The 24,334-nt window shown below is 67.6% G+C and carries 25 protein-coding genes; 4 read left to right on the plus strand and 21 right to left on the minus strand.

What is annotated here, in order from left to right:
* Positions 1-32: 32 nt before the first annotated feature.
* The 5 genes from AC5RTY_RS04805 to AC5RTY_RS04825 form a co-directional block, all read right to left on the minus strand.
* A complete protein-coding gene (locus tag AC5RTY_RS04805; protein ID WP_494139121.1) occupies positions 33-647 on the minus strand; it encodes a TetR/AcrR family transcriptional regulator in 615 nt (204 codons plus the stop codon).
* Positions 648-743: 96 nt separating this feature from the next.
* Positions 744-1,925 (minus strand): NAD(P)/FAD-dependent oxidoreductase, encoded by a 1,182-nt coding sequence (locus tag AC5RTY_RS04810; protein WP_494139171.1) that lies wholly within the window; start codon positions 1,923-1,925, stop codon positions 744-746.
* A 2-nt stretch (positions 1,926-1,927) separates the two neighbouring features.
* Positions 1,928-2,122, minus strand: coding sequence for a ferredoxin (locus AC5RTY_RS04815; protein WP_493979670.1), 195 nt, complete (start codon positions 2,120-2,122; stop codon positions 1,928-1,930).
* Positions 2,119-3,291: a cytochrome P450 gene (locus AC5RTY_RS04820; protein ID WP_494139122.1), complete on the minus strand. Its 1,173-nt coding sequence runs from the start codon at positions 3,289-3,291 to the stop codon at positions 2,119-2,121. Before AC5RTY_RS04820 ends, AC5RTY_RS04815 begins: the two co-directional genes overlap by 4 nt.
* A 304-nt stretch (positions 3,292-3,595) precedes the next feature.
* Positions 3,596-4,012, minus strand: coding sequence for an ester cyclase (locus AC5RTY_RS04825; RefSeq protein ID WP_494024961.1), 417 nt, complete (start codon positions 4,010-4,012; stop codon positions 3,596-3,598).
* Between the two features lie 231 nt (positions 4,013-4,243).
* Between AC5RTY_RS04825 and AC5RTY_RS04830 the strand changes: the two genes are divergently transcribed.
* Positions 4,244-5,197: a M20/M25/M40 family metallo-hydrolase gene (locus AC5RTY_RS04830; RefSeq protein WP_494139123.1), complete on the plus strand. Its 954-nt coding sequence runs from the start codon at positions 4,244-4,246 to the stop codon at positions 5,195-5,197.
* Positions 5,198-5,231: 34 nt separating this feature from the next.
* Here the strand turns inward: AC5RTY_RS04830 and dnaB are convergent, their stop codons facing one another.
* Positions 5,232-6,599, minus strand: coding sequence for a replicative DNA helicase (dnaB, locus tag AC5RTY_RS04835; protein ID WP_493941666.1), 1,368 nt, complete (start codon positions 6,597-6,599; stop codon positions 5,232-5,234).
* 493 nt (positions 6,600-7,092) lie between these two features.
* Here dnaB and AC5RTY_RS04840 point away from each other — a divergent pair, with 493 nt between their 5' ends.
* Together AC5RTY_RS04840 and AC5RTY_RS04845 are read left to right on the plus strand one after the other, a co-directional pair.
* On the plus strand, positions 7,093-7,881 hold the full coding sequence (locus AC5RTY_RS04840; protein ID WP_494139124.1) for a hypothetical protein: 789 nt from the start codon (positions 7,093-7,095) through the stop codon (positions 7,879-7,881).
* An 89-nt stretch (positions 7,882-7,970) separates the two neighbouring features.
* Entirely contained in the window at positions 7,971-8,408 is a 438-nt protein-coding gene (locus tag AC5RTY_RS04845; protein WP_494065331.1) for a DUF1801 domain-containing protein, read from the plus strand.
* 10 nt (positions 8,409-8,418) lie between these two features.
* Here the strand turns inward: AC5RTY_RS04845 and AC5RTY_RS04850 are convergent, their stop codons facing one another.
* From AC5RTY_RS04850 to AC5RTY_RS04900, 11 genes are all read right to left on the minus strand, one after another.
* Positions 8,419-9,258 carry a PhzF family phenazine biosynthesis protein gene (locus AC5RTY_RS04850; RefSeq protein WP_494139125.1) on the minus strand — a complete coding sequence of 280 codons (840 nt, stop codon included), beginning with the start codon at positions 9,256-9,258 and terminating at the stop codon, positions 8,419-8,421.
* A 76-nt stretch (positions 9,259-9,334) separates the two neighbouring features.
* Positions 9,335-9,784 carry a 50S ribosomal protein L9 gene (gene rplI, locus AC5RTY_RS04855; RefSeq protein ID WP_494024956.1) on the minus strand — a complete coding sequence of 150 codons (450 nt, stop codon included), beginning with the start codon at positions 9,782-9,784 and terminating at the stop codon, positions 9,335-9,337.
* Between the two features lie 27 nt (positions 9,785-9,811).
* Positions 9,812-10,051, minus strand: coding sequence for a 30S ribosomal protein S18 (rpsR, locus tag AC5RTY_RS04860; RefSeq protein ID WP_136787674.1), 240 nt, complete (start codon positions 10,049-10,051; stop codon positions 9,812-9,814).
* 59 nt (positions 10,052-10,110) lie between these two features.
* Positions 10,111-10,683, minus strand: coding sequence for a single-stranded DNA-binding protein (locus AC5RTY_RS04865; RefSeq protein WP_494065333.1), 573 nt, complete (start codon positions 10,681-10,683; stop codon positions 10,111-10,113).
* A 94-nt stretch (positions 10,684-10,777) separates the two neighbouring features.
* Positions 10,778-11,083: a 30S ribosomal protein S6 gene (gene rpsF / locus AC5RTY_RS04870; protein ID WP_494024955.1), complete on the minus strand. Its 306-nt coding sequence runs from the start codon at positions 11,081-11,083 to the stop codon at positions 10,778-10,780.
* Positions 11,084-11,357: 274 nt separating this feature from the next.
* Entirely contained in the window at positions 11,358-12,077 is a 720-nt protein-coding gene (locus AC5RTY_RS04875; RefSeq protein ID WP_494139126.1) for a response regulator, read from the minus strand.
* A complete protein-coding gene (locus AC5RTY_RS04880) occupies positions 12,070-13,338 on the minus strand; it encodes a sensor histidine kinase (RefSeq protein WP_494139127.1) in 1,269 nt (422 codons plus the stop codon). The genes AC5RTY_RS04875 and AC5RTY_RS04880 overlap by 8 nt, the downstream gene beginning before the upstream one ends.
* Before the next feature lie 19 nt (positions 13,339-13,357).
* A complete protein-coding gene (locus AC5RTY_RS04885) occupies positions 13,358-14,206 on the minus strand; it encodes an ABC transporter permease (protein ID WP_494139128.1) in 849 nt (282 codons plus the stop codon).
* Positions 14,207-14,208: 2 nt separating this feature from the next.
* Positions 14,209-15,195, minus strand: a complete 987-nt coding sequence (locus AC5RTY_RS04890) for an ABC transporter ATP-binding protein (RefSeq protein WP_494139129.1) — start codon at positions 15,193-15,195, stop codon at positions 14,209-14,211.
* Positions 15,196-15,467: 272 nt separating this feature from the next.
* The gene (locus tag AC5RTY_RS04895; RefSeq protein WP_494139130.1) at positions 15,468-16,826 is read right to left on the minus strand and encodes a protein kinase domain-containing protein; all 1,359 of its coding nucleotides are present in this window, start codon (positions 16,824-16,826) and stop codon (positions 15,468-15,470) included.
* Positions 16,827-17,035: 209 nt separating this feature from the next.
* Positions 17,036-18,013, minus strand: a complete 978-nt coding sequence (locus AC5RTY_RS04900; RefSeq protein ID WP_493967295.1) for a LysR family transcriptional regulator — start codon at positions 18,011-18,013, stop codon at positions 17,036-17,038.
* 65 nt (positions 18,014-18,078) lie between these two features.
* On the opposite strand from AC5RTY_RS04900, the gene AC5RTY_RS04905 reads away from it, so the two are divergent.
* Positions 18,079-19,836: an L-aspartate oxidase gene (locus AC5RTY_RS04905; protein ID WP_494139131.1), complete on the plus strand. Its 1,758-nt coding sequence runs from the start codon at positions 18,079-18,081 to the stop codon at positions 19,834-19,836.
* 12 nt (positions 19,837-19,848) lie between these two features.
* On the opposite strand, the gene AC5RTY_RS04910 is transcribed toward AC5RTY_RS04905, so the two are convergent.
* The 4 genes from AC5RTY_RS04910 to AC5RTY_RS04925 form a co-directional block, all read right to left on the minus strand.
* Positions 19,849-20,034 (minus strand): PspC domain-containing protein, encoded by a 186-nt coding sequence (locus tag AC5RTY_RS04910; RefSeq protein WP_494065340.1) that lies wholly within the window; start codon positions 20,032-20,034, stop codon positions 19,849-19,851.
* 98 nt (positions 20,035-20,132) lie between these two features.
* The gene (locus AC5RTY_RS04915; RefSeq protein ID WP_494139132.1) at positions 20,133-20,951 is read right to left on the minus strand and encodes a class I SAM-dependent methyltransferase; all 819 of its coding nucleotides are present in this window, start codon (positions 20,949-20,951) and stop codon (positions 20,133-20,135) included.
* A 205-nt stretch (positions 20,952-21,156) separates the two neighbouring features.
* The gene (locus tag AC5RTY_RS04920) at positions 21,157-22,350 is read right to left on the minus strand and encodes an MFS transporter (protein WP_494139172.1); all 1,194 of its coding nucleotides are present in this window, start codon (positions 22,348-22,350) and stop codon (positions 21,157-21,159) included.
* Between the two features lie 40 nt (positions 22,351-22,390).
* Positions 22,391-24,073, minus strand: coding sequence for an ABC-F family ATP-binding cassette domain-containing protein (locus AC5RTY_RS04925; RefSeq protein ID WP_494139133.1), 1,683 nt, complete (start codon positions 24,071-24,073; stop codon positions 22,391-22,393).
* Between the last annotated feature and the right edge of the window lie 261 nt (positions 24,074-24,334).

Genomic DNA, 24,334 nt, shown 5'->3' on the forward strand with positions numbered 1-24,334 from the left:
ATCCAACGCCCGCCATCTGAAAAGCCCTCGGCTCAGCCTTCGTCGCAGAGCAGGTGGTGCCAGCTTCCCGCGAGAACTCCGAGCGCCTGGTCACGGTCGGGTTTTGATGTGCGGTTCGTCCAGAGGGTGGAGACGTAGTTCAGCTGGGTGAACGCGAGCGTCCCGCGGACGTGGTGCGTCTCCCCCGAGAAGCGGCCGGCCTGCTGCATGCCGCGGACGAGGTCGGAGACTACTTCCTCACGCCAGTCCATCACCAGGGCCCGTACTTCCCGGTCGACGGCGGCAGCCTCGTCGAGGACGTCCAGATAGGGGCGGAAGACGGGCCAGAGCGCCGCGCGCGACTCAAGCCAGTCGAGGATGCCCGCGAGCTCGCCCACGCGGACCACGTCCACGAGCTCGGGGGCCGTCGAGGCGTCGTCGGGTCCGCCGGCGCGGTCAAGGACCGCATTCACCCGGGCCATGAAGTCCTTCATCAGGTCGCTCCGCGAGGGGTAGTACGCGTAGAAGGTCACCCGGGTGGTGCCGGCAGCGGCGGCGATATCGTCGATCGTCGTGGCGGCGTATCCCTTCTCGATACAGAGTTTGAGCGCCCGTTCGACGATCCTGTCGCGGGTCAGCTGTTTCCGGGCTTCTCGCAGCGACGGCATGAGGCATTCCTTTCCGTGGCGCAGGGACGCCTATCCGGGAGAACGGCATCCCTGCTTCCGCTGGAACCCCGACGTATCGTCAGGAGCGGCACCTGCTCACAGCTTTGCCGGCGTAGCCGGTTGCAGCGCCGACGGACCGCTATTGGCGAGCCGCCGCAGTTTGGGAATGGGGATGCGGTAGTTGAGCGCCGCCGCGGTTCCGGGGCCGCCGTCCGCGCCGTGCCAGCGCAGCAGCATCGAGTCGGCATCCCCGCCCGGCTCCAGGTAGTCGGGCGCCCCGGTCACCGGCGTGAAGCCGATCGCCTTGAGGGAGAGGCCGAATCCTTCGGTCCAGAAGTACGGTTGGAAGCCGAGCTCGGGCGCCGCGTCGCCTTTGAGCAGGCCGGCAGCCGCGGCCTTGGCCTGGTCGATGGCGCTGGTCCACAACGGCACCCGCCCTACCCCCCGGCCGGTCGGGAAGAACGCCACATCGCCGGCGGCAACAACGTCCGGCCGGACCCGGCCGCGCGAGTCGGCGCGCAGCGCCCCATCGACGAGGAGACCCGAACCGGCCAGCCACTCGATGTTCGGCTCGTCGCCGATGGCCGTGACGACGAGGTCGGCCTCGAGCCGGGTGCCGTCGCCAAGGGCAACCCGCGTCCCAGAGCCGGAGTCAACCAATCGCGCCCTGCTGCCGCTGACGAACCGCAGCCCGCGCCGGACGGCGGCGGCAGTGAAGACCCCGGACAGGTGGTCGCCGAGTTGACGCGAGAGGGGCTGCACGTCGGAGACCAGCGTGACCTCGCAGCCGACGTGCAGGCAGCCCGATGCGACCTCCATGCCCAACGGCCCGCCGCCGACCACGATCACCGAGGGGCGGCCCGCGACCCGCTGCTTGAGTTCCACCGCGTCCTCGATCGTGCGCAGCGTGAGCTCCGGGAACGCGCCCCCGGGCAGCGGACTGGCGCTGAGCCGCTTGGCCCGTGAACCGGAGGCGATGACCAGTCCGTCATACGGCAGCTCTTCGCCGCCGTCGGTCCGGACGACTTTCGCCTCCGGGTCGATACCTGTGGCGCTGACGCCGAGAAGTTCGGTCGCTTCGTGGGTTGGCTCGGGCAGCTCATGGGCTTGCAGCCCGCCGTCGTCGTGCAGCAGCGCCTTCGAGAGGGCCGGGCGGCTGTACGGGTGGTGCGCCTCGGCCCCGACGACGGTCAACTCGCCGTCGAATCCGTTCGAGCGCAGCGAGTCGCACGCGGTGAGCCCGGCGATGCCATTGCCGACGACGACGATTCGCCGCATGGTCACTTTTCCGCCAGCCGCAGCGCCGCTACCGGGCACACCCGTACCGCGGCTTTCGCGGCGGCCAGTTCCGCCCCGTCGACCTCGGGGACGTCGATCACCAGTTCGCCGTCGTCGTCGAGGTGCATGAGCTTGGGTGCGGCCTCCTCGCAGAGTCCGTGTCCTTCGCAGCGGGGGCGGTCAAGTTCGATCCTCACACTGCCACCGCCTTCACGACGTCGAGGCGTTCGTGGCTGCGGGTGATGTTGCTGGGCACCCGGACCTCGTCCCCGATCTCCAACACCTTCGTCCTGCGGGCCAGGGCCTCGATGATCGCGTGGGCCTCAAGCTTCGCAAGGCCCTGGCCGGCGCACCCGTGCGGCCCGTAGCCGAAACTGAGATGGTCCACCGGGTTGCGCGTGACGTCGAAGACGTCGGGATTCTCGTAGTGCCGCGGGTCGCGGTTGCCGGCGCCGAACAGGATGCCCAGCTGGGCTCCTGCGGGTACCGTTGCCCCATCAATTTCGACGTCGCGGGTCGCGGTCCTGCCCCAGATGTGGATCGGGGGCCAGTAGCGCAGCACCTCGGCGAATGCCGCGGGCACGAGCTCAGGGTTCTGGCGGACGAGCTCGAGCTGCTCCGGATGGCGGCCGAAGAGTGCGACGATGTTTCCGATGGAGGCGATCGTGGTGTCGACGCCGGCGCCCAGGTACTGGTGGATGATATGCCCGGCGGCCCCTTCCGGGATGTCGCCGCGGGTCTCGGCGTCGAAGATGCCGCGACCGATCGACCCCGGGGTGAGGTCTTCGGCGGTAACGGAGGAGCACCAGCCGTAGAGCTCGCCAGCGATCGGGAAGTTCTCCTGGGTGCGGTGGTTCATGGGTCCGAGGACCTGCATCGCGGCCTGCCCCCAGCGCAGCATGTTGTCCTTGACGTGGCCGCTGAAGCCGATGAGGTCGGCGACGATTTCGAGCGGGAAGGCGCGCGCCAACGAGTCAATGGCTTCGAAGCTGCCGCTGGCGACGAGCTCGGCGACGAGCTTGTCCGCCTTCTCGTCGATGGTGACCTTCAGCCCGCGCAGGGCGCGCGGCGTCAGGTTTTCCGACAGGGTCGCGCGCAACTGGGTGTGCGTGGGCGGGTCGGAGGCCAGCGAGGTGCCCTGCAGTGCATCGTTCACCATCGGGTTGAAGCCGAGGCTCGTTGAGGAGAACGTCTCCGGATCGGCGAGGGCATCGCGGATGATGTCGTAGCGGGTCAGGACGTAGAGGTCATTCTTCGGCAGGCGGACTACCCCGGCCTGCTCGCGCAGGGCGGCGTAGGTGCTGTAGGGGTCGACGAGGACGTCGTCATCCCAGATGTCGATGTCTGCTTCGATCGGTGCGGTCACGGTGTGCTCCTTTGATCGTCCTGGGTGCGGGTTCGGAAGCGGACGATGCGGACGCCCATAGCTTCGGAGAGCCGCGCCTCGGCAATGAGGCGTAGAACACAGTCTGCCCGGAAGCTTTACAGTGTGTCAAGTAAAATTATGGCGTGCATCACCGAGCGACGCCTTGTAAGGTGTTCTGGCCCGCGCGGACCGTTGGGGAGAGGCATCCAGACCGGGAAAACGACGGGCGTGCCGAAAGCGCAGTGGAAATATAAGAGGGCCTAGGCGTACTCGCGCCCAAGCCCTCTTTGTACGTAGTGGTCAGTTACATCTGGACGGCGCCGATCTGCTGAAGCATCTTCAGCGTGTCGGTCGATCCCCAGTGCTCGACCACCTTTCCGTCCTGGACTCGGACGATGTCGACGCCGCTGAACTCCACTGTATTTCCGGTGGGAGCCGTACCCATCAGCTCGCCCTGGTGAGTGCCGGTGAGGACGACACGGGCTGCCTCCAGGTCCCCGTCGACCATCGTAGGCTCGATGGACTTCACACTGATGTCCGGGAAGGCCGACCTGAACGATGTGACGTAGAACCTGATGCCTTCCAGGCCGGGCGGCTGCCCGGGGAAGGGCTCTTCATGATCCGTGTAGTTTTCGCTGCCCAACTCGTCGATCAGGTCAAGATTTCCTCTCTCCATGATTTCCCGGTAGAACCGCTCGATCAGTCCTGATCCGCCTGCCATTTCCGATTCCTTTCCTTGTTGGAAATTCCCCCCGGTTGCAATGCTCCCACCGGCGACACTGCGACACGCCGGGGGATAACGGGGCCTTCCCCGTACCGGGATGTTTCGGGAACGGGCCGACGGCCAAGGGACTTAATCCCCACCCCTTGCGGACCGGCCGCAAAGGTATCGCTCACCTGTACCGGGAGGTTAGACTGCCACCGTCTCCGTGTCGTACTGGATAGGGACGATATGAAGCTGAGCCAGCGCCTAAGATCAGGTCCCGTCATCTCACTGGGCAAGGTTCCCGCTGCCTACGAGCATCTGCAGAAGTTTCAGGCCCTGGCCGAGGAGTACGGCGACCGTGCCACCGGCACCTCCGGGTACGAGGCAGCGGCCCAGTACGTCGAACGCCAACTCGCCAGCGTCGGCTATCGCAGCACGCGTCAGTATTTCACCTTCAAACACCGCGGTGAGCGGATGGAGACCTTCAACATCCTCGCCGAGACCGCATCCGGCAGCGACGAGAACGTGATCATGCTCGGGGCCCACCTCGACGGGGTGCCGGGCTGTCCGGCGATCAATGACAACGGCTCAGGGGTGGCGGCCGTGTTGGAGGCCGCCAAAGCGCTCGGCCGGCAGGAGGGCCTCAGCAATACGGTGCGCTTCGCTTGGTGGGGTGCCGAGGAGTACAAGAAAGAGTACGGGTCCCGGCACTACGTCAAGCACCTGGCCAAGAGCGACAGCGAGGCACTCGACAGGATCGCGGCCTACTTGAACTTCGACATGATCGCCTCGCCCAACCCCATCATCGGGGTCTACGACGCACGGGACCCCAAGCCCCATTGCGACGTGCCGGAAGGCTCGACGGAGATCATGGACGTCTTCACCGACTACTTCGACGCCCACGACCAGCCCTGGGTCGCCACCGATTGGGACATGGACTCGGATCAGTTGTCTTTCGTCAGGAAAGGTGTCGCCGTGGGCGGGCTGTACAGCGGAGACGACGAGAAGAAAACCACCAATCAGGCCCGCCTCTTCGGCGGCACCGCCAAGCGGCCCTGCGATCCGAACTACCATCAGCCGGGCGATGACCTCAGCAACGTCAATCTGGAGGCGCTGAGCATCATGACCGCCGCGATCACGCATGCCGCCACCCGCCTGGCCCACGACCGCGGCGCCCTCAAGCCAGCGGGGCACCGGTAGAACCCCTCCCTATAGGGAGGAGACCCTAAAGCTGCTAGCCGTGCTCGACCGCCATGTTGGCGAAGCGTGAGTAGTGGCCCTGGAAGCCGACCACGATCGTCTTGGTCGGGCCGTTACGGTGCTTGGCGACGATGACGTCGGCTTCGCCGGCCCGCGGAGATTCCTTGTCGTAGATGTCCTCGCGGTGGAGCAGGATGACCATGTCGGCGTCCTGCTCGATCGAACCGGATTCGCGAAGGTCGGAAACCATCGGCTTCTTGTCCGTACGCTGCTCGGAGCCACGGTTCAGCTGGGAGAGCGCGATGACGGGGACTTCGAGTTCCTTGGCGAGCAGCTTGAGGGCACGGGAGAACTCCGAGACTTCCTGCTGGCGGGATTCGACGCGCTTGCCGGAGGACATCAGCTGGAGGTAGTCGAGCACCACCAGCTTCAGGTCGTGCCGCTGCTTGAGCCGCCGGCACTTGGCGCGGATTTCCATCAGCGACATGTTGGGGCTGTCGTCGATGAACAGGGGCGCGTCATTCATCCGGCCCATGGTGGTGGCAATCTTCCCCCACTGCTCGTCCTTGATGGTGCCCTTGCGCAGGTCCTGAAGGCCGATGGTGGCTTCCGCGGACAGGAGGCGCATGGCGATTTCGTTCCGGCCCATTTCCAGGGAGAAGAAGACCGTGGTCATGTTGTTCTTGATCGCGGCAGACCGCGCAAAATCCAGTGCGAAGGTGGATTTGCCGACGGCCGGCCTCGCCGCGATGACGATCATCTGCCCGCCGTGCAGGCCCTGGGTGAGCTCGTCGAGTTCATAGAAGCCGGTGGGCACGCCGGTCATGCCTTCGCCGCGGTGGCCGGCGGATTCGATCTCGTCGACGGTGCCTTCGATGATGTCCTTGAGCGGTACGTAGTCTTCGGCGGTGCGGCGCTCGGCGACGGCGTAGATCTCCGCCTGGGCCTGGTTGACGATGGCGTCGACTTCGCCGTCCTGCGAGTAACCCAGCTGCACGATCTTGGTGCCGGCGTCGACCAGGCGTCGGAGCACGGCACGTTCCCGCACGATTTCCGCGTAGAAGCCAGCGTTGGCGGCCGTGGGCACGGACTGGATCAGGGTATGCAGATAGGCGGGTCCGCCGATGCGGGAGATCTCGCCGCGCTTGGTCAGCAGGTCGGAAACGGTGACGGCGTCGGCCGGTTCGCCACGGCCGTAGAGGTCGATGATGGCCTCATAGATGCTTTCGTGGGCGGGGCGGTAGAAGTCCACGCCGCGGAGCACTTCAACGCAGTCGGCGATGGCGTCCTTGGAGAGCATCATGCCGCCCAGGACGGACTGCTCGGCCACGAGGTCTTGCGGCGGCGTGCGGCCGAATTCGGAATCCCGACCTGTTGCCGAATCCGCGTGCGCTAACGACACCGCTGCCTGCTTTCTTTGCTCCTCGAACCGGATACCGCATCCCCTCAGAGTCAGAACTACCAGCCGGATCGGACCATTTCGTCGGATCGCTAGGTGCGCGCCTACTGCAATTCAGCGAGCGGGCTGCGAGTGGGATACTCCGCAACGGTAACCCCCTTCCCCCTTCCCACCAAGCGAGTTATCCACTCCCCCTGTGGATAAAATGTGGATCAGTGGGCGTGTCTTGTGCACAGGCTGTGCGCAGAGCTGTGGAAAGAATAGTTGACTCGCGAGTAACCCTGCCCTGACCTGCGGAAACGTTATCCACGGGGTGTGGACAAAAAGAAGTTTGCTGTTGATTTTCCCGCCATTTTTGCTGTTGACAGAATCGGAATAGGCGCGTAGGGGCAAAAGTTATCCACTGGTTATCCACAGCCGTGAATTACAGGGGTGTGATGCCCGCTTTCGCAGGCTGTTGGCGCGCGGGCCGTGGTGCGGGACGTACGATTCAAGTATGGAATTTGTGGTGCCGTTGCTCATCGCCGTACTGGTGGTCGTGATCGGCCTGGTCATTATGCGGTTGCTTTCGCGTAACAAAGCCCGCGGGCCCCGCCCGGGGAGCGGATCGTCGGCGAGGCCGGCAGCTGCCACGACCCGGGAGGCCGCCGCGGCGGCCAGCGGGCGCTTGAACCAGCAGCAACACACAGCCGTCTACGCGCTGATCGCGCAGGGGCAGGCTTTTGCTGCGATCCGGGAATACCGCACCGCCACCGGTACCGGGCTCCGGGAGGCTACCTCCGCCGTCGCGCAGATGTCCGCGCACCCGCAGCCCTACACGGCACCCGGCCGGGAGGCTGCCCCTACGCTCCGCCCGGAGGACGAGGGGTCCGGCGAGGCGTCCCCGGCAGGCCCGGAGGACAAAGAGGCCCGGGAGGCGTCTATGGCGCGCCAGGAGGACGAGGCACCGCGGCCGGCAGCCGCTGCGCACCCACCCGAGGACGAGGAATCCCGGGCGGCGGCACCCCCCTACCCCGTTGAGGAGGTCGTGCCGCCGGCGGAGCCAGCTCCAGCCCCGCTTCCCGAGCCGGCCGGATACCGGTACCGGGCCATCGTGTCCAAGGGCAACACCATCAGGGAAGTGGCGAGCACCCGCCTGAACGACGACGTGTTTCGGCGCATCCGCACCGCGGCGCTGGGGGGAGATCGCGACGCCGCCGTCCGGTTGCTGTTGGAGCACTCGGAAGCGACCGAGCTGGAAGCGCGTGAATTCGTGGATTTGATCGAGCCGGACGAGGAGCCCTAACTACAGGTCCGGAGCACCCGACCGGCGCAGCGACGGCCCGGGTCATGGCGGTGCTGGCAGCGGGCAATGCTTTCTGGAACACTTCAGCCATGGCCGAGAACAAGACTGCACCCACGGACGTACCCGTCGACGTGTTCCTCGGGTCGGTGGAGCACCCCGTGCGGCGCCGCGACGGCGAGACCGTGTTGCGCCTCATGCGGGAGGTGACCGGGCAGGAGCCGGTCATGTGGGGCCCCTCGATCATCGGCTTCGGCAGCTACCACTACAAATATGCCAGCGGCCGGGAGGGCGACGCCGCCGCCGTGGGCTTCTCGCCGCGGAAGGCCAACCTGGCACTCTACGGCCTGACGTACGCGCCGGGCTCCGCACCGCTGCTGGAGCGCCTGGGCAAGCACAAAACCGGCGCCTCGTGCCTCTACGTCAACAGGCTCGAAGACATCGACGTCGACGTGCTCAGGGAACTGATTGAGCTTGGGTACCGGCACATGACCACCACGGACCACGAGTCCCTGCAGAGCCAGCGCTAGGGCGGCCGGTTCAGAGTTCCACTGTCCCGCTGATCACTGTCTCGACCGACCCGCCGACCCAGACGTCCGCACCGTCGGAGTCGATGTAGACGCGCGCGTCCCGGCCCAGCGCCGTCCCCTGGCGAACGCAGTAGGCGGCGGGTGCCGCTCCCTCGTCGATCAGCCACTGGGCCAGCGCGGCGTTCAGGCTGCCGGTCGCCGGGTCCTCCGCCGGCAGGTCCTCGAAGCCCATCAGCCCGCGAACTTCAAAGTCGACGGCGGAGCCGCCGGGATGGGCGCCGATCAGGCCGACGCCAAACGGTGACAGGGCTGCATAGTCGGGCACGACGTCGAGGACGGCCCGGGCGTCGCGCAACTGCAGGGCCTGCCACTCGGGGCCGTTGTCCGCCCACTGGTGGCGCAGCACGTCGCCGCGTTCAATCCCCAACGCGGCACAGATCTTCGCGACGTTCTCCTCGGGGAGCGGCCCGGTCCGCCGTCGCGGCGGCGCAGCGAAAGCCAGCCGTCCGCCGTCGTGCTTGACCTTGACCAGGCCGGCGCCGCATTCCTGCACGATCGCTCCCCCGGCCTTCGGCTGCCCGCCGGCGGCGAGCCAGACGTAGGCCGTGCCCAGCGTCGGATGGCCGGCGAAGGGCAGCTCGCCGCTGGGCGTGAAGATCCGGACCCGGTAGTCGGCCTCCGCACTCTCGGGCGGCAGGAGGAAGGTGGTCTCGGAGAGGTTGGTCCAGTTGGCGAAGCGCTGCATCTGCTCGTCGCCCACGTCGCCGGCACCCGACACGACCGCCAGCGGATTGCCCGTGCACGGTCCGGTGGCGAAGACGTCCACCTGGCTGAACTGATGTGTGCTCACGTCCTACAGCGTACCGGGCGTTAAACGCTGCAGGCCGGGTCCTGGACGGACCCGGCCTGCAGCGACAGTAAGGCTGTTAGCCTGCAACGACCTTCAGGTCGATGACGGCGGAGACCTCTTCGTGCAGACGCACGGTCGCCTGGTAGTCGCCGACCGACTTGATGTGCTCGGTCAGTTCGACCTTGCGCTTGTCGATGGCGCCGAGGCCGGCGGCCTCGACAGCGGATGCAACGTCGGACTGCTTGACGGTGCCGAACAGGCGTCCCGACTCGCCGGCCTTGACGGTCAGCGTGACCGGCTTGGCGGACAGACGGGCAGCGAGCTGCTGCGCGTCTTCCAGGGATGCGATCTCGCGAGCGGCACGTGCAGCCTTGATGGACTCCACCTGCTTCTCGCCGCCCTTGGTCCAGGTCAGGGCGAAGCCGCGGGGCAGAAGGTAGTTACGGGCGTAACCGTTCTTTACCTCGACGACATCGCCAGCAGTGCCGAGACCGGTCACTTCGTGGGTCAGAATGAGCTTTGCCATGTCAGTACTCTCTCCTCTTCGCTTCGCTTAGCCGCGGCCAGCGCCGGAGTAGGGCAGCAGGGCAACTTCGCGGGCATTCTTGATTGCCAGTGCGATCTTGCGCTGTTCCTGCACGGTGACGCCAGTCACGCGGCGGGCGCGGATCTTTCCGCGGTCGGAGATGAACTTGCGCAGCAAAGCTACGTCCTTGTAGTCGATGACGGTGACGTCAGCGGCCTTCAAGGGATTGGACTTTGGTTTGGGCTTACGAATTTCAGCCTTAGCCATCGTGGAGCTCCTTTATCTTGTGGAGCCCGTGGATCTTTTCCACGGGATGGGGTTTGTGTTTAGAAGGGCGGTTCGTTGGAGTCCGGACCGTTGCCCCAGCCGCCGGAGGTACCGCCGGCCGGTGCTCCCCAGGGGTCGTCCTGGGGTGCGGGCTGCTGGCCGGACTGCTGTCCGCCCCAACCGCCCTGGTTCTGGCCGCCGCCGAAGCCGCCGCCGCCAAAGCCGCCGCCTTGGCCGCCACCGAAGCCGCCCTGGCCACCGCCGGAGCGCTGGGTACGGGTGACCTTGGCAGAGGCGTAGCGCAGCGAGGGGCCGATCTCGTCGACCTCAAGCTCCATGACGGTACGCTTTTCGCCCTCTTTGGTTTCATACGACCGGGACTTCAGCCGGCCCTGAACGACGACGCGCATGCCCTTGGTCAGGGTTTCGGCGACGTTCTCGGCAGCTTCGCGCCATACCGACGCCCGGAGGAACAGGGTTTCCCCGTCCTTCCATTCGTTGGACTGGCGGTCGAAGGTCCGCGGCGTGGATGCAACGGTGAAGTTCGCTACCGCGGACCCGGACGGGGTGAACCGCAGCTCGGGATCGTTGGTGAGATTACCGACGAGCGTGATAACGGTTTCGCCTGCCATGTTGCCTCCTGATGTCCTGGTCCCGCTTGCCGGCGGCGCGCGGGAATGTCTTCGTCAATGCCGCTCCCGGAAAGGGGGCGGCGATCACGGCTGATTACTCAGCGGAGATCTTCTGCTCCTCCGGGCGGATGATCTTGGTGCGCAGGATGGTCTCGTTCAGACCAAGCTGGCGGTCAAGCTCAGCAGCAGTGGCGGGAGTTGCGGTGAAATTGACCACCGCGTAGATGCCTTCGGACTTCTTCTGAATGTCGTAGGCGAGCCGGCGGCGTCCCCAGATGTCCACCTTGTCGATGGTTCCACCATCGTTGCGGACAACGTTGAGGAACTTGTCGAGCGAGGACTCTACGGTACGCTCTTCGACCTCGGGGTCGATGATTACCATCAGTTCATAAGCACGCATTGTGAACCCACCTCCTTCGGGCTAAGCGGTCACGGTCTTTCCGTAACAGGAGGTTCTGTTGCGTTGCCTGCCTGCCACCGCGCGGCGACTTCCGTGTGTTTTGGCTATTGTCACAGGAAATACCGGCCGGCGCCGACAGCACAGACTTACCAATGGTACCGGACGACGGTCCGGGCTCGTGAATCCGCCGCCCCCGACCGGTCCTCCACAGCGCCGGGCGGCCGAAAGCGCCCACAGGGGCTGGCGGCCGGGAGCGCCCCGGGGATCGGCGCAGTCAGTAGTCCAGCCCCAAGCTGGGCACCACGAGCCCGGTCTCGTACGCGTACACGACGGCCTGCACGCGGTCGCGCAGGTGCAGCTTGGCGAGGATCCGCCGGACATGCGTCTTGACGGTCGCCTCCGAGAGGAAAAACCGGTGGGCGATCTCCGCGTTGGAAAGACCTTCCGCGATGGTCCGCAGCACTTCCAGCTCGCGCGGGGTCAGGTCGTCCAGCAACGGGTCGCGCTGCGGCGGGGCGGCCGGGCTGCCGCCGGGGGCCAGGCCGCGCACATAGGTCTCCAGCAGCCGCGCCGTCACCCGGGGCGCCACCACGGCGTCGCCGCTGGCGACCAGGCGCACCGCCTGGATCAGTTCCGCGGGTGCCACGTCCTTGAGCAGGAAGGCGCTGGCCCCGGCCTGCAGCCCGGCAAAGGCGTACTCGTCCAGGTCGAAGGTGGTCAGGATGATCACCCGCGCGCACAGCCCCGCGGCCACGATCTGGCGGGTCGCTTCGATTCCGTCCATGACCGGCATCCGCACATCCATCAGCACCACGTCGGGCGAAAGGTCATGCACCAACCGCAGCGCCTCGGCGCCGTCGGACGCCTCCCCCACCACGGCGACGTCGTCCTCGCCCTCCAGGATGAGCTTGAAGCCCATTCGCAGCAGCGGCTGGTCGTCCACCAGCAGCACTTTCACCGGCCCGGCCGGGCTCCCATCCGCGCTGTCAGACACTCGTGTTTTCCTCTCCGGGCCAATACAGGGTTGCCTCCACCATCCAACCACCGCCGGGCCGCGGACCGGCGGCGACGCGGCCGCCATAGATGGCGGTCCGCTCGCGCATGCCGTGCAGGCCCTGCCCCGCGCCGAGTGAATCGGCCGGCCCGTCCGGCCGGCCGTCGTCAGCCACCGTGATGTGCACGGCGTCGCCGTCGCGGATCAACGCAACGTCCACCCGGGACGCGTCCTTGGCGTAGCGCAGCACGTTGGTCAACGACTCCTGCACGATGCGGAACACGGTGAGCTTGAAATTCTGGTCCTCGGGCAAGGCCGGTCCTGCCATGACCGTGCGCAGCGGCAAGCCCGCGGCGCGAAAGCCGTCCAGCAGCCCGGCCAGTTGGTCTCCCGACGGGACCGGTACCAGCGGAGCCGCGTCGCGTCCGTTCTCGCTGCGCAACACCCCCAGCACCCTGCGCATGTCGGCCAGCGCCGACCGGCCGGTCGCCGACAGCTGGTCCAGGACCTGGCCGGCGCGTTCCGGATCCTTGCGCGCGACGACGGCGGCGCCGTCCGAGAGCGCGATCATCACCGAGAGCGAGTGGGCCACGACGTCGTGCATCTCCCGGGCGATCCGGGTGCGTTCGGTCGCCGACGCCAGCCGGGCGTTGTCAGTGGCCCAGCGCTGGAGTTCGGCGTCGTGGAGGCGGTCCCGGCGCACCGTGACCCCGATGCCCGCGGCGATGACGTTGGCCAGGACCAGCACCAGGCCGGTGACCAATCCGACGTAGCTCGGGACCTGCCCGAGGGCAATCTGCTTGACGATCTCCGGTGGCATCCGGACGCCCATCCCCACCAGCATGGGCACGGCGGCGAGGACAGCTGCGATGATGGCCTGGACCGCCGGCCGGGCGGTGGCGACCGTGTAGACGGCGAACCACATGGCAAAGGAGCCGCTGCCGGTACTGGTCAGCACCACGATCAGAAAGTCCACCAGGGCGATGGCAGCCAGCACCAGCAGCGGCGACCGGCGCCGCCAGACCAGCGCGGCGCCGCCGGCCAGCAGCAATAGCAACGGCGGCCATTCGCCGGCGACCGCCGTGATCAAGGCATTCGGCAGGCCGAACAGCACGTGGATGCCGACCAGTACCCAGTCCATCACCACGGGGTGGGTATGGAAGTAGCGCCGGATCGGTCCCCGGCGCCTGGACGATATTTCGGTGAAGGAGACGGCGGCCGTTCGTTCCGCCGCCTCCTTCACCGAGGCTTTGTGAGTCACGCGTCGTGCCCGGCCGCGCCTAGACGTCCCGCGTCTTGGTGGTCACGGCCGCCCCGGCCAGCAGCACTGCGGCCCAGGCGGCCATGACCAGCCCGCCCTGCCACTGGGTCAGGTCGCCGTCGGCCGTTTCGAGCATGAGCATTTGCCGTCCCGCGTTGGAGGGCAGGTAGGGCATCACGCCGTCCTGCACCCAGTCGAAGGGGATGATCTGGGCGACGATGGGCAGCACCAGCAGCAGCACGACCAGCGTGACGATGCCGCCGGCGCTGTTGCGCAGCAAGGAGCCGAGCGCCAGCGCCATCAGCGCCACCACCGCAAGGTAAAGGCCGGACAACAGCATGGACTGGACCAGGTTCTCCACGTCGAGCCCGAATTCCCTGCCGTAATTGGCCAGGATCGGCTGCAGCAGGAAATAGGTGGCAAAGCTGGAAGCAATTCCGACGACGGCCGCGACGACGGCGACGACCAGCGCCTTGGCGAACAGCGGCGACAGCCGGGACGGCACCGCCGTCATGGTCGAGCGGATCATGCCGGTGGAGTATTCGGAGGCGATCAGCAGCACGCCCAGCGACCCGATGATCAGCTGGCCGAAGTCGATTCCGCCGCTGGTCATGAGGTAGAGGATGGACGAATCCATGCCGGCCGCCGCCGGATCCTGGCCGGCGGCCTCCATCTGCTCCATCCCGGTGGCGACTCCCCAGCCGCCGAGCAGCCCGATGCCGACCATCACCACGACGGTGGTGGCCAGCAGCACCCAGGTGGAACGCAGCGTGGTGAACTTGATCCACTCGCTCTTCAAGGTCCGGGGGAAGCTCACGCCGGGGCCGGTGACACGGCCCGCCTGCGGGGTCAGTGTTGCAGCGCTCATGGTCACTTTCCTTCCTGGCCGACGCCGGCGGCGACGGCAGCATGCCGTCCCGACCCTGCACTGCCGGCGTTGTCGTGTACATCGGCCACCGGGCCGGAGTGGTATTCAACCTCGTCCTTGGTCAGGTCCATGTAGGCCTCCTCCAGGGACGCCTGCAGCGGGGTCAGCTCGTAGACGAGCACCTGCTGGGCGAGGGCCGTCTCGGCGATGGCCCGCGCCGGGACGCCGCTGACCTCCAGCAGTTCCGGTTCGCGGGCTTCAACGGTGACCCCTTCGCCGGCCAGCGCGCGGGTGAGGACGTCGGGCCGGTCGGTGCGTACGCGCACCCGCTGCGCCCGGTTGTTGAGGATGTCCTGGATGGGCGCATCGGCGATGATCCGGCCGCGTCCGATGACGATCAGATGGTCCGCGGTCACCGACATTTCGCTCATCAGATGCGAGGAGAGGAACACGGTCCGCCCCTCCGCGGCGAGTGCCTTGACCAGGTTGCGCACCCAGAGGACGCCTTCCGGGTCCAGCCCGTTCACCGGCTCGTCGAGGATGACGGTCTGCGGATCACCGAGCAGGGCTGCGGCGATGCCCAGCCGCTGCCCCATGCCGAGCGAGAATCCGCCGACCCGCTTCTTCGCCACCGCGCCGAGGCCGGTCAGCTCGATCACGTCATGCACCCGCTTGGTGGGGATGCTGTGGGTCGCGGCCATGGCCCGGAGGTGGTTGTACGCGGTTCGGGAGGTGTGCACTGCCTTGGCGTCGAGCAGGGCGCCGACCTCGCGCAGCGGGGCCCGGTGCTTGGCGTAGTGCTTGCCGTTGACCAGGACGTCACCGGCGGTGGGACGGTCCAGGCCCATGATCATGCGCATGGTGGTGGACTTGCCGGCGCCGTTCGGCCCCAGGAAGCCGGTCACCCGGCCCGGCTGCACGGTGAAGGAGATGCCCTGCACTGCCGGTTTGTTTCCATAGACCTTGACCAGGCCCTGTGCCTCGATCATGTGAACCGTCCTTCGTGGATTGGAGTAGCGCCCGGATTCCCGGGGCCACTGAATACGTTACGGAGTGCCGGCCGACCGCACACCGCACTGCGGGATGATCTTCGCGTCCGGCCGGATCGTCCTTACGGATGACGCTACGTGCCGTGAGCAGGCGCGCGTTACCGGGGGAGGCCCTGAGCGGCCCCTGACCGTTCCCGGAACGCTGCTACGTACTGGAAGAGGTGCCCGCATGCTGCCGGGGCCTTGGCGGCACGGGGCCTCGCCAGAATTGCTCAGACCGCCACAGCGGCAGGGGGCGCTTGGTACCGGCGGCTTTCCAGGCGCAACTCCAAGTCGTCCATCACCAGGGCGGCTAAGTCCTCCAACGTCTGGGTATCTTCGTCGCTGAAGTCACGCGGTTCGAAGTCCAGTACGCAAAGGGTGCCCAGGTTGAACCCGTCCCGGGTTCTCAGCGGGACGCCGGCATAAAACTGCAACCCGAAGTCGCTGGCCACCAGCGGGTTGGCAAACGCCCGGGGATCCGCGGGCGCATTATTGATGACCCAGGGTCCGTGCTGCAGGATGGCCGAGGCGCAGAGTCCGGGTTCCCGGTCGATCTGCTCGACGTCCAGGCCGTGGTGTGACTTGAACCAGATGCGATCGTGGTCCACCACGCTGACAATGGCAATCGGGGCGGCGAGAAGGCGGGAGGCCAGTGCGGTGATGCGGTCGTACGCTCCGTCCGGCGGGGTGTTCAGGATCTCGTAGCGTCGAACCGCTTCCATACGTTGAGCTTCGTCTACAGGGATTATGGAGGCGTCCACCCTACGCCGGCCCCGGAGGGCGAGCCCCAAATCAGCCAATGCCAGTGCCACCTCCCGCCCTGTGGGCCGTTCCTCTGGTTCACGTGCCATCATGGCGGTCAGCAACCCCGCCCACTCCGGCCCGAATCCTGCGGGGACGTCCGGATCACGCAGCAAACGGGCAACAGCCGACTCCAGCGGCGGGCCGGGAAAGGCAGCCTGGCCGGTAAGGCATTCCAGCAGAACCAGGCCCAGCGAATAAATGTCGCTGGCCGGGCCTATCGGTTCGCCCCTCGCTTGCTCCGGGCTGAGGTAGGCAGCTGTCCCGTAGACCCCCGGAACATGGGCATCATCGGAAACCACCATGGCGACTCCGAAATCGGCGAGCTTGGCGCGCAGGCGCGAGCCGTCGTCGTCGTAATTGAAGAGCATGATGTTGCCCGGCTTTACGTCGCGGTGGACCACCGAGGCGTTGTGGATGTAGGCCAGTCCCTCGGCCAATTCGCGGCCGATTTGGGCAACGTGGCGGGGCGGGAGGGCACCTTCGGCCAGCCGCACCCTCAGGTCGGCGCCTTCGATCAGTTCCATCACCAGATAAATTTGCGGATGTCCGGCTTCGATCTTGTCGATGCCTGCGTCCAGCAGGGTGACCAGATTCGGGTGGTTTAGCCGGGCCAAAAGCTTGATCTCCGCGTTGTCGCGGTGGAATTCTTCCTCGTCCATCGTGGGCCGTTGAATAACCTTGACGGCTACCTCCCGCCCCAAAATCTCATCTCGAGCCCGGTAAACCTTGGCGTTCGCTCCGGTACCTGCCAACTCCTTGAGCAGGTAGCGCCCGTCGAGCAGCATTCCGGATCGATCTAAATGAGGCGCCAACGTCTCCTGCTTCCCGGCTGCCTGTTTAACAGCACCCTTAGCATCTTACGGTGCAGCGGCGGCCCGTCGTGGTAGCGGTTGGGCTTTCTGCCCGTGTACGACCGGCTTATGGAGCTCTGCCCGCTCCACCGGGCAGCAGAAGGAGTCCGTTGAGCGAGTCCGCTTTGCTGCCTGATGGGAGCTCATCCGCGACGCGGCGTCACGGTCACGAGTCGCGAGAGGTCGGTGCCTGGGGCGGCGAGTCGGTCCACGGTTTCGAAGACGAACTGTTGCATGGCCGCTGCCGCGGCCGAGGGCGGGACGTCGGTACGCCGGGCCAAGTTGACAGTCCGGGTCAGGTGGGGGCTCACCAGGCGGGTGCTGTCCAGCGTGGGGCGGTCGATGACCACCATGGCCGGAACCACGGCCACCCCCAGCCCCCGTTCCACGAACCGGAGCACTGCGTCCATCTCGGCGCCCTCGACGGCGATCGTCGGGGTAAGTCCCGCAGCGGAGAAGGCCGCGTCGGTGGCCACGCGCAGGTCGTAGCTGCGGTTGAACGCGACTTGAGGGATCTCCGCCAGCTCCGCCAGGGTGAGCTCGGCCCGGTTCGGGCGTCCGCCCCGTTGCTCCTGCCCATGTCCTGGCATCGGGGAGCCCGCGGCTGAGATCACCACCAGTTCCTCGGAAAGCAGGGGGATCAGCTCGGTGCCGGCTACGGATGGTTCGGCCCCGCGGGTGACCATCAGGGCAAGGTCCAGGGCGTTCTCGTTCAGGGCGTCCACCAGGGAGCGCGAGCCGCCCTCTGTGATGTGCAGGTCCACTCCGGGATGCGCGGCCCGGAAGGCCGCCAGCACGTCGGCAACCAGTGAGACGCACAGGGTAGGCGGGGCGCCGAGCCGGACGTGGCCGCGCCGAAGCCCGGCCAGTTCGTCCATCTGCTCGCGGGCGAACCGCGCGTCGCCCAGCATCCGCCGCGCGATGGGCAACAGCACCTCGCCCGCGTCGGTCAGCGTCACCCCGGCCGGTCCGCGGCGGAAGAGTTTGGTGCCGACGTCGGCCTCCAGCGCGGCGATCTGTCGGCTCAGGGACGGTTGGGCCAGGAAGAGCTCCTCGGCGGCACGGGTGAAGTGGCCGTTCCGGGCCACGGCCTCAAAGGAGGACAATTGCTCGAGTTTCATCATAGCCTTTTCGCATCAGTTCTATCCAGATAATGCATTGGACTCATGATACCCGCCTTCCTAGCATGGGAGATATGAGCACAAAGCACGCCGCCGAGCGACTGTTGTCCACCTCTGTCCTCGTCATCGGTACCGGTGGTGCCGGATTGCGCGCCTCGATCGAACTGGCGCAGCGCGGGGTCCAGGTGCTGGCGGTGGGCAAGCGGCGCAAGCACGACGCCCACACCACGCTGGCGGCCGGCGGCATCAACGCGGCGCTGGCCACCATGGATCCCGAGGACAGCTGGCAGCAGCACGCCGCCGACACCTTGCGCGAGTCCTATTTCCTGGCCGATCCGGTCATCGTGGAAACCGTGGCGCGCAATGCGGCCGGCGGCATCGAGGACCTGGAGAGGTGGGGAATGCCTTTCGCCCGGGAGGAAGACGGGCGGATTTCCCAGCGCTTCTTCGGCGCCCATAAGTACCGCCGTACTGCCTACGCCGGCGACTACACCGGCCTGGAGATCCAGCGCACCCTGATGCGCCGCGCGGCCGAACTGAACGTGCAGATCATCGACAGCATCTACATCACCCGCCTGCTGGTGGCGGACGGCACCATCTTCGGCGCTTACGGGTTCGACGTCGTGGACGGCACGCCCGTGCAGATCCACGCCGACGCGGTGATCCTGGCCGCCGGCGGGCACACCCGCATCTGGCGCCACACCTCCTCCCGGCGGGACGAGAACACCGGCGACTCCTTCCGCCTGGCGGCCCTGGCCGGAGCCCGGATCCGGGACGCCGAGCTGGTCCAGTTCCACCCCTCCGGACTGCTGGAGCCCGACGATGCTGCCGGCACCCTCGTCTCGGAGGCAGCACGCGGCGAAGGCGGCATCCTCACCAACGCGCTCGGCGAGCGCTACATGGAGCGCTACGATCCCGAACGCATGGAGCTCTCCACCCGCGACCGGGTGGCCCTGGCCGGATATACCGAGATCGCCTCGGGCCGGGGAACCGAGAAGGGCGGGGTCTATCTGGACGTGTCCCATCTGCCCCGGGAGGTTATCCTGCAGAAGCTGCCGCGGGTCTACCGAACCTTGATCGACCTGCAGATGGTGGACATCACGACCACGAAAATGGAGATCGCCCCGACCGCGCACTACTCCATGGGCGGGGTGTGGGTGGCCCCGGAGGACCACGGCACCGGCGTGGACGGGCTGTACGCGATCGGCGAGGCGTCCTCGGGTCTGCACGGGGCGAACCGCCTGGGCGGGAACTCGCTGATCGAACTGCTCGTCTACGGACGCATCACCGGCGGGCACGCCGCAGAGTACGCCGCCTCCCGCACCACCGTCCGCCGGGACCCCTCCGCCGTCGAGTCCGCCCGCGCCGAGATGCAGGCCCTGCTCAGTGAGCGCGGGACCGAGTCGGCCCGGCGACTGCAGCGCGAAGTGCGCAACCTGATGACGGAGCACGCCGGCGTCGTGCGCACCGGGCAGGGGCTGCAGGACGGCCTGAACAGGCTTGCCGCCCTCGAAGAACGGGCGCGGCACGTCACCGCGCACCCGGACATCGCCGGGTTCGACGACCTGGCGCACGCCTACGACCTGCTGGGCTCGCTCCTCGCGGCCCGGGCCACGCTCGAGTGCGCCCTCGAGCGGCGTGAGACGCGGGGCTGCCACAACCGTGCGGACTTCCCCGAGATGGATCCGTCATTGCAGGGCAACTTCGTGTGGTCCCCGACCGAGGGAGTCAGCTTCAAGGCCCTGCCCCCTGCCCCGGACTCCTTCCGGTCCCTAGCCGAAGCCGACGCCGACGACTCGATGGCCGGCAAGCTCGTCGAGTAGCCCTGCGCGAAGCTACACCTGAGCCTTGGGGATCATGATCCACAGCGCGATGTACACCAGTTCCCCGACACCGACCAGTCCGAAAATCACGAACCCGAGACGCACCAGCACTTTCGGCAGGCCGAAGCGGGCGGCCAGGGCCGCGCAGACACCGGCGATCAGCTTGCCGTTCCGGGGACGAACCAATGCAGCAGCCATGGCCACAGTCTAGTAACCGAAACCGGTTTCCGAACAGCATCCCGCGACGGAAACGGCCCGGAGGCACCGATCCCGCTTCCCGGCCGCCTCCAGCGCAATCACTTCTTGCGGGCCGTGAACAACAGATACTCCCATTCCATCCGGCCGTCGCCGAGATCGTGTCGGCGGGCCAGTTCTTCGAGTTCCTCGTCGAGGGTTTGGACCCGGTCGGGTTGGTCCGCAATGTAGCGGTACGTGTTGATGGTGGGGCCATAGGTGGCCTTAAAGAAGTCGCGGAACTCCGCGGCGGTGGCGAACCTGTCGACCGGCAGCTTTTCGCGCCTGGCCACGACGTCGGTGGCCCGGTCCCCGAGCAGGTCCAGCACGTGCTGCTGGTTGCCCCACAGCGGCGGGGGTTGCGCCCCCGGAGGAGGCGGGGGTGCGTAAGGCCTCATGGTCGCAAACATCTGGCCAATGAAGCCTTCCGGCGTCCAGTTGGCGAGGGCGATGGTGCCGCCGGGCCGCAGCACGCGGACGAGTTCGTCGGCACTGGCCTGGTGGTTGGGGGCGAACATGATCCCCACGCAGGAGATCGCGGCATCGAAAGCACCGTCGCCGAACGGAAGGTTCTCGGCGTCGGCCTCCTGCCAGTCCACGGAGACGCCTGCCTCTTCGGCCAGCCGGCGCCCTTGCTCAAAAAGTTCGGGAGTGAGGTCGGCCGCGGTGACCTGTGCCCCTGCCTGCGCCGCGGGGATGGCCGCGTTGCCGGAACCGGCGGCAATGTCCAGAACACGGTCACCCTTCCGGATGCCGCTGGCCTCGACGAGAGCGGTGCCCAGCGCCGGGATCACCTTGGTGGCGACGGCGGGATAGTCGCCGAGGGCCCACATGGCCCGGTGCTTTGCCTTGATCCCCGAATCGTCCGGTTGATTGCTCATGGCCCTTGCCTCCTGCGATTGAAGGCCCCTCGTTTTGGGGTTCTTCAAGGATGGGTCCGGGGCCGGATAATTTCCAGCAAAAAGTTTGAATGCGGGGGCTGCGGGCCGAACCTGCGCTGCGCCGCACCTTAGGCGGGCCGCGGATTGTTCGTGGCCGCGCCTGGGTCCGGGGCCCACGCTGTTCGCGGGTGGCGTCTGCGCGCGCCTAGCTCCGGGGCCGGCGCTGCTCGCGGGCGGCCGGGGCGGTCAGCAGCGAGGCGACCATCACCGCGGCGACGGCCAGCAGGGCGTTGCGGAGGCCCACCTGTTCGCCCAGGAACCCGAGGAGAGGCGGGCCGGCCAGGAACGCGACATAGCCCAGGGTCGAGACCACCGACACCCGGCCCGCGGCCTGGGCGGGATCGTCTGCGGCCGCCGACATGCCCATCGGGAAGCCCAAGGCCGCGCCGGCACCCCAGAGCACGGCCCCGGCGAAGGCCAGCGGCAGGTTCGGCGCCAGTACGAAGAGCAGCAGGCCGGCCAGGGCCGTGCCGAGGCTGACCCGCAGCACGGCCACGCGTCCCCAGCGGTCGATGTACCGCCCGCCGGCCAAGCGCAGCAGCGTCATGGCGGCCACGAACACCCCGAACATGACCGCGCCCGTCGCCTCGGTGGCGCCGAGCCCGACGACGGTGGCCTGGGCGATCCAGTCGTTGGCGGCGCCCTCGGTCAGGGCGGCCCCGAGGACGACGACGCCGATCAGCACCGTGCGCCGTTCCCGCCAGGCGGCGAAGCGGCCGGGGCGGGCCCCGCCGTCGTCGTCATGCTGGGGCCGGTGGGGCAGGAAGGCCCGCGGAACCACCCACGTGGCGGCCGCGACCACCACCGCCAGAACCGCCAGATGGGCGGCCAGCGATACCCCGAGCACGGAGAGCCAGGCGCCGATCATGGCTCCGGCGAACGCGCCCAGGCTGAAGGCGGCGTGGAACTTCGGCATGATCGTGCGCAGCAGCTTCCGCTCCACGTCGGCACCCTCGATGTTCTGCGCCACATCCCACCAGGCCACGCCCACGCCGTAGCAGAACAGCGCCACTGCGGCGGCGGGAAAGGAGCCGGCCGCCAGTGCGGCGGCGAGTCCGGCCGCGCTGGCGGCCGCGATCAGCCCGCCGGCCCGGACGCTGTTGGCCGTGCCGATCCTGGCGGCGAGCGGGCCGGCCAGGGGCAGCGAGATGACCGAGCCGAGGCCGAGGGCCAGCAGCAGCGCGCCGATGCTGCCGGCGCTGATGTCCAGCGTCGCCGCGGCGGCCGGGATACGGGCCGCCCAGCTGGCGAAGACCAGCCCGTTGAGCCCGAAGATGGCGAAGGTCGCGTAGGTGGCGGCGCGGACCGGGCCGGGCGGTGTGCCGGGCCCGCGCTTCAGGGCCTTGCTCCGCTCGACGTTCTCCCCGACACCCGGCGGCTCAGCGCTCCCGGACAACGCGTTCCTCGTCCCAGACCGGGGTTTCGCTCTCGTAGACCCTGCCGTCGGTGCCGAAGACCAGGAACCGGTCGAAGCTGCGCGCGAACCAGCGGTCGTGGGTGACGGCCAGCACCGTGCCTTCGAAGGCGTCGATGGCCCGCTCCAACGCCTCCGCGGAATGCAGGTCCAGGTTGTCGGTCGGCTCGTCGAGCAGCAGCAGGGTGGCGCCGGAGAGTTCCAGCAACAGGATCTGCAGCCGGGCCTGCTGGCCGCCGGAGAGCGAGTCGTACAGCTGTTCCGCCTGCCGGGCCAGGCCGTAGCGGTCCAGGACGGCGGCCGCGGCCTCGCGGCCCAGTCCGGAGCGGTGGTCGTCGCCGCGGTGCAGGATGTCCACCAGGGAACGGCCCAGCAGGTCGGGGCGGATGTGGGTCTGGGCAAAGAAGCCGGGACGGATCCTGGCCCCGAGCTTGACCGTGCCGGCGTGCGGCACGTCGGCGATCTGCACCTCGGAGACCGGCAGGTGCTCCTTCTCCGGGTCGGTGCCGCCGCCGGCCAGCAGGCGCAGGAAGTGGGACTTGCCCGAGCCGTTGGACCCCAGCACCCCCACCCGGTCGCCGAACCAGATCTCGGTGCTGAACGGCTTCATCAGGCCGGTCAGCTCCAGCTTGGTGGCCACCACTGCCCGCTTGGCCGTCCGCCCGCCCTTGAGCCGCATCTGCACGTTCTGTTCGATCGGCACCGCCTCCGGCGGCCCGGCCTCCAGGAACTTCTCCAGCCTGGTCTGGGCGGCGTGGTACCGGTTGGCCATGTCGGAGCGGAACGCGGCCTTGTTCTTGTACATGTTCACCAGCTCCTTGAGCTTGGCGTGCTCCTCGTCCCACCGCTTGCGCAGTTCTTCGAAGCGGGCGTTGCGGTCGTCCCGGGCCTGCAGGTAGCTCTCGAAGCCGCCGCCGTGGACCCAGGCGGTGGCCCCGAGCGCGCCGGGTTCGAGCGTGACGATCCGGGTGGCGGCATTGGCCAGCAGTTCACGGTCGTGGCTGACGAACAGCACCGACTTCCGGGATTCCCGCAGCTTCTCTTCCAGCCAGCGCTTGCCGGGCACGTCCAGATAGTTGTCCGGTTCGTCCAGCAGCAGCAACTCGTCCGGGCCGGCGAAGAGCGCTTCCAGCACCAGGCGCTTTTGTTCGCCGCCGGACAGGGTCGATGCCGTGCGGTGCTGCGCCCGGTCGAAGGGCACGCCCAGGGCGGCCGTGGTGACCTCGTCCCAGACGGTCTCCTGCTCGTAGCCGCCGGCGTCGCCCCAGTCCGCGAGCGCCTGCGCGTACCGCATCTGGGTGGGCTCGTCGTCGTGCTCCATCATGGCGAGCTCGGCTTCATCCACTGCCCGTGCCGCCGCGGCGAGGGCCGGCGGGGCGGCGCCGACCAGAAGGTCGCGAACCGTGGTTCCGTCCCGGACCTGGCCGACGAACTGCCGCATGATGCCCATGGTGCCGGAGCGTGCCACCCCGCCCTCGTCCGGGGCGATGTCGCCGGCGATGATCCGCAGCAGGGTGGTCTTGCCGGTGCCGTTGGGTCCGATCAGCGCGGTTTTGGCGCCGTCGCCGACCTTGAAACCGACGCCGTTGAGCAGCTGGCGGCCGTCGGAGAGGAAATAGGCGATGTTGGAGACGTCGAGATGGGCCACGGATCCAGTCTGTCATGGCCGCGGGCATACGAAATGGCTCAAAGTCAGGCCTCCCCATTAGCCAACTCACTTCGAGCCATTTCGTGTGCGGCATCGGATCCACCGCCCGAAGGCAGGTCCCCCCAACACGGATCCTGGTGCCGCCGCCTCCGGTGTGGTCTCCCGTTCCGGTTGCTGACACCTTCAATCATGGTCCCGGCGGCGTCGGTTTGAAAGATCAATCCACCCTAGTTAGGAAAACCTAGGGTGTGCCGCTGCGCC

Source organism: Arthrobacter sp. Y3224055 (assembly GCF_059090825.1).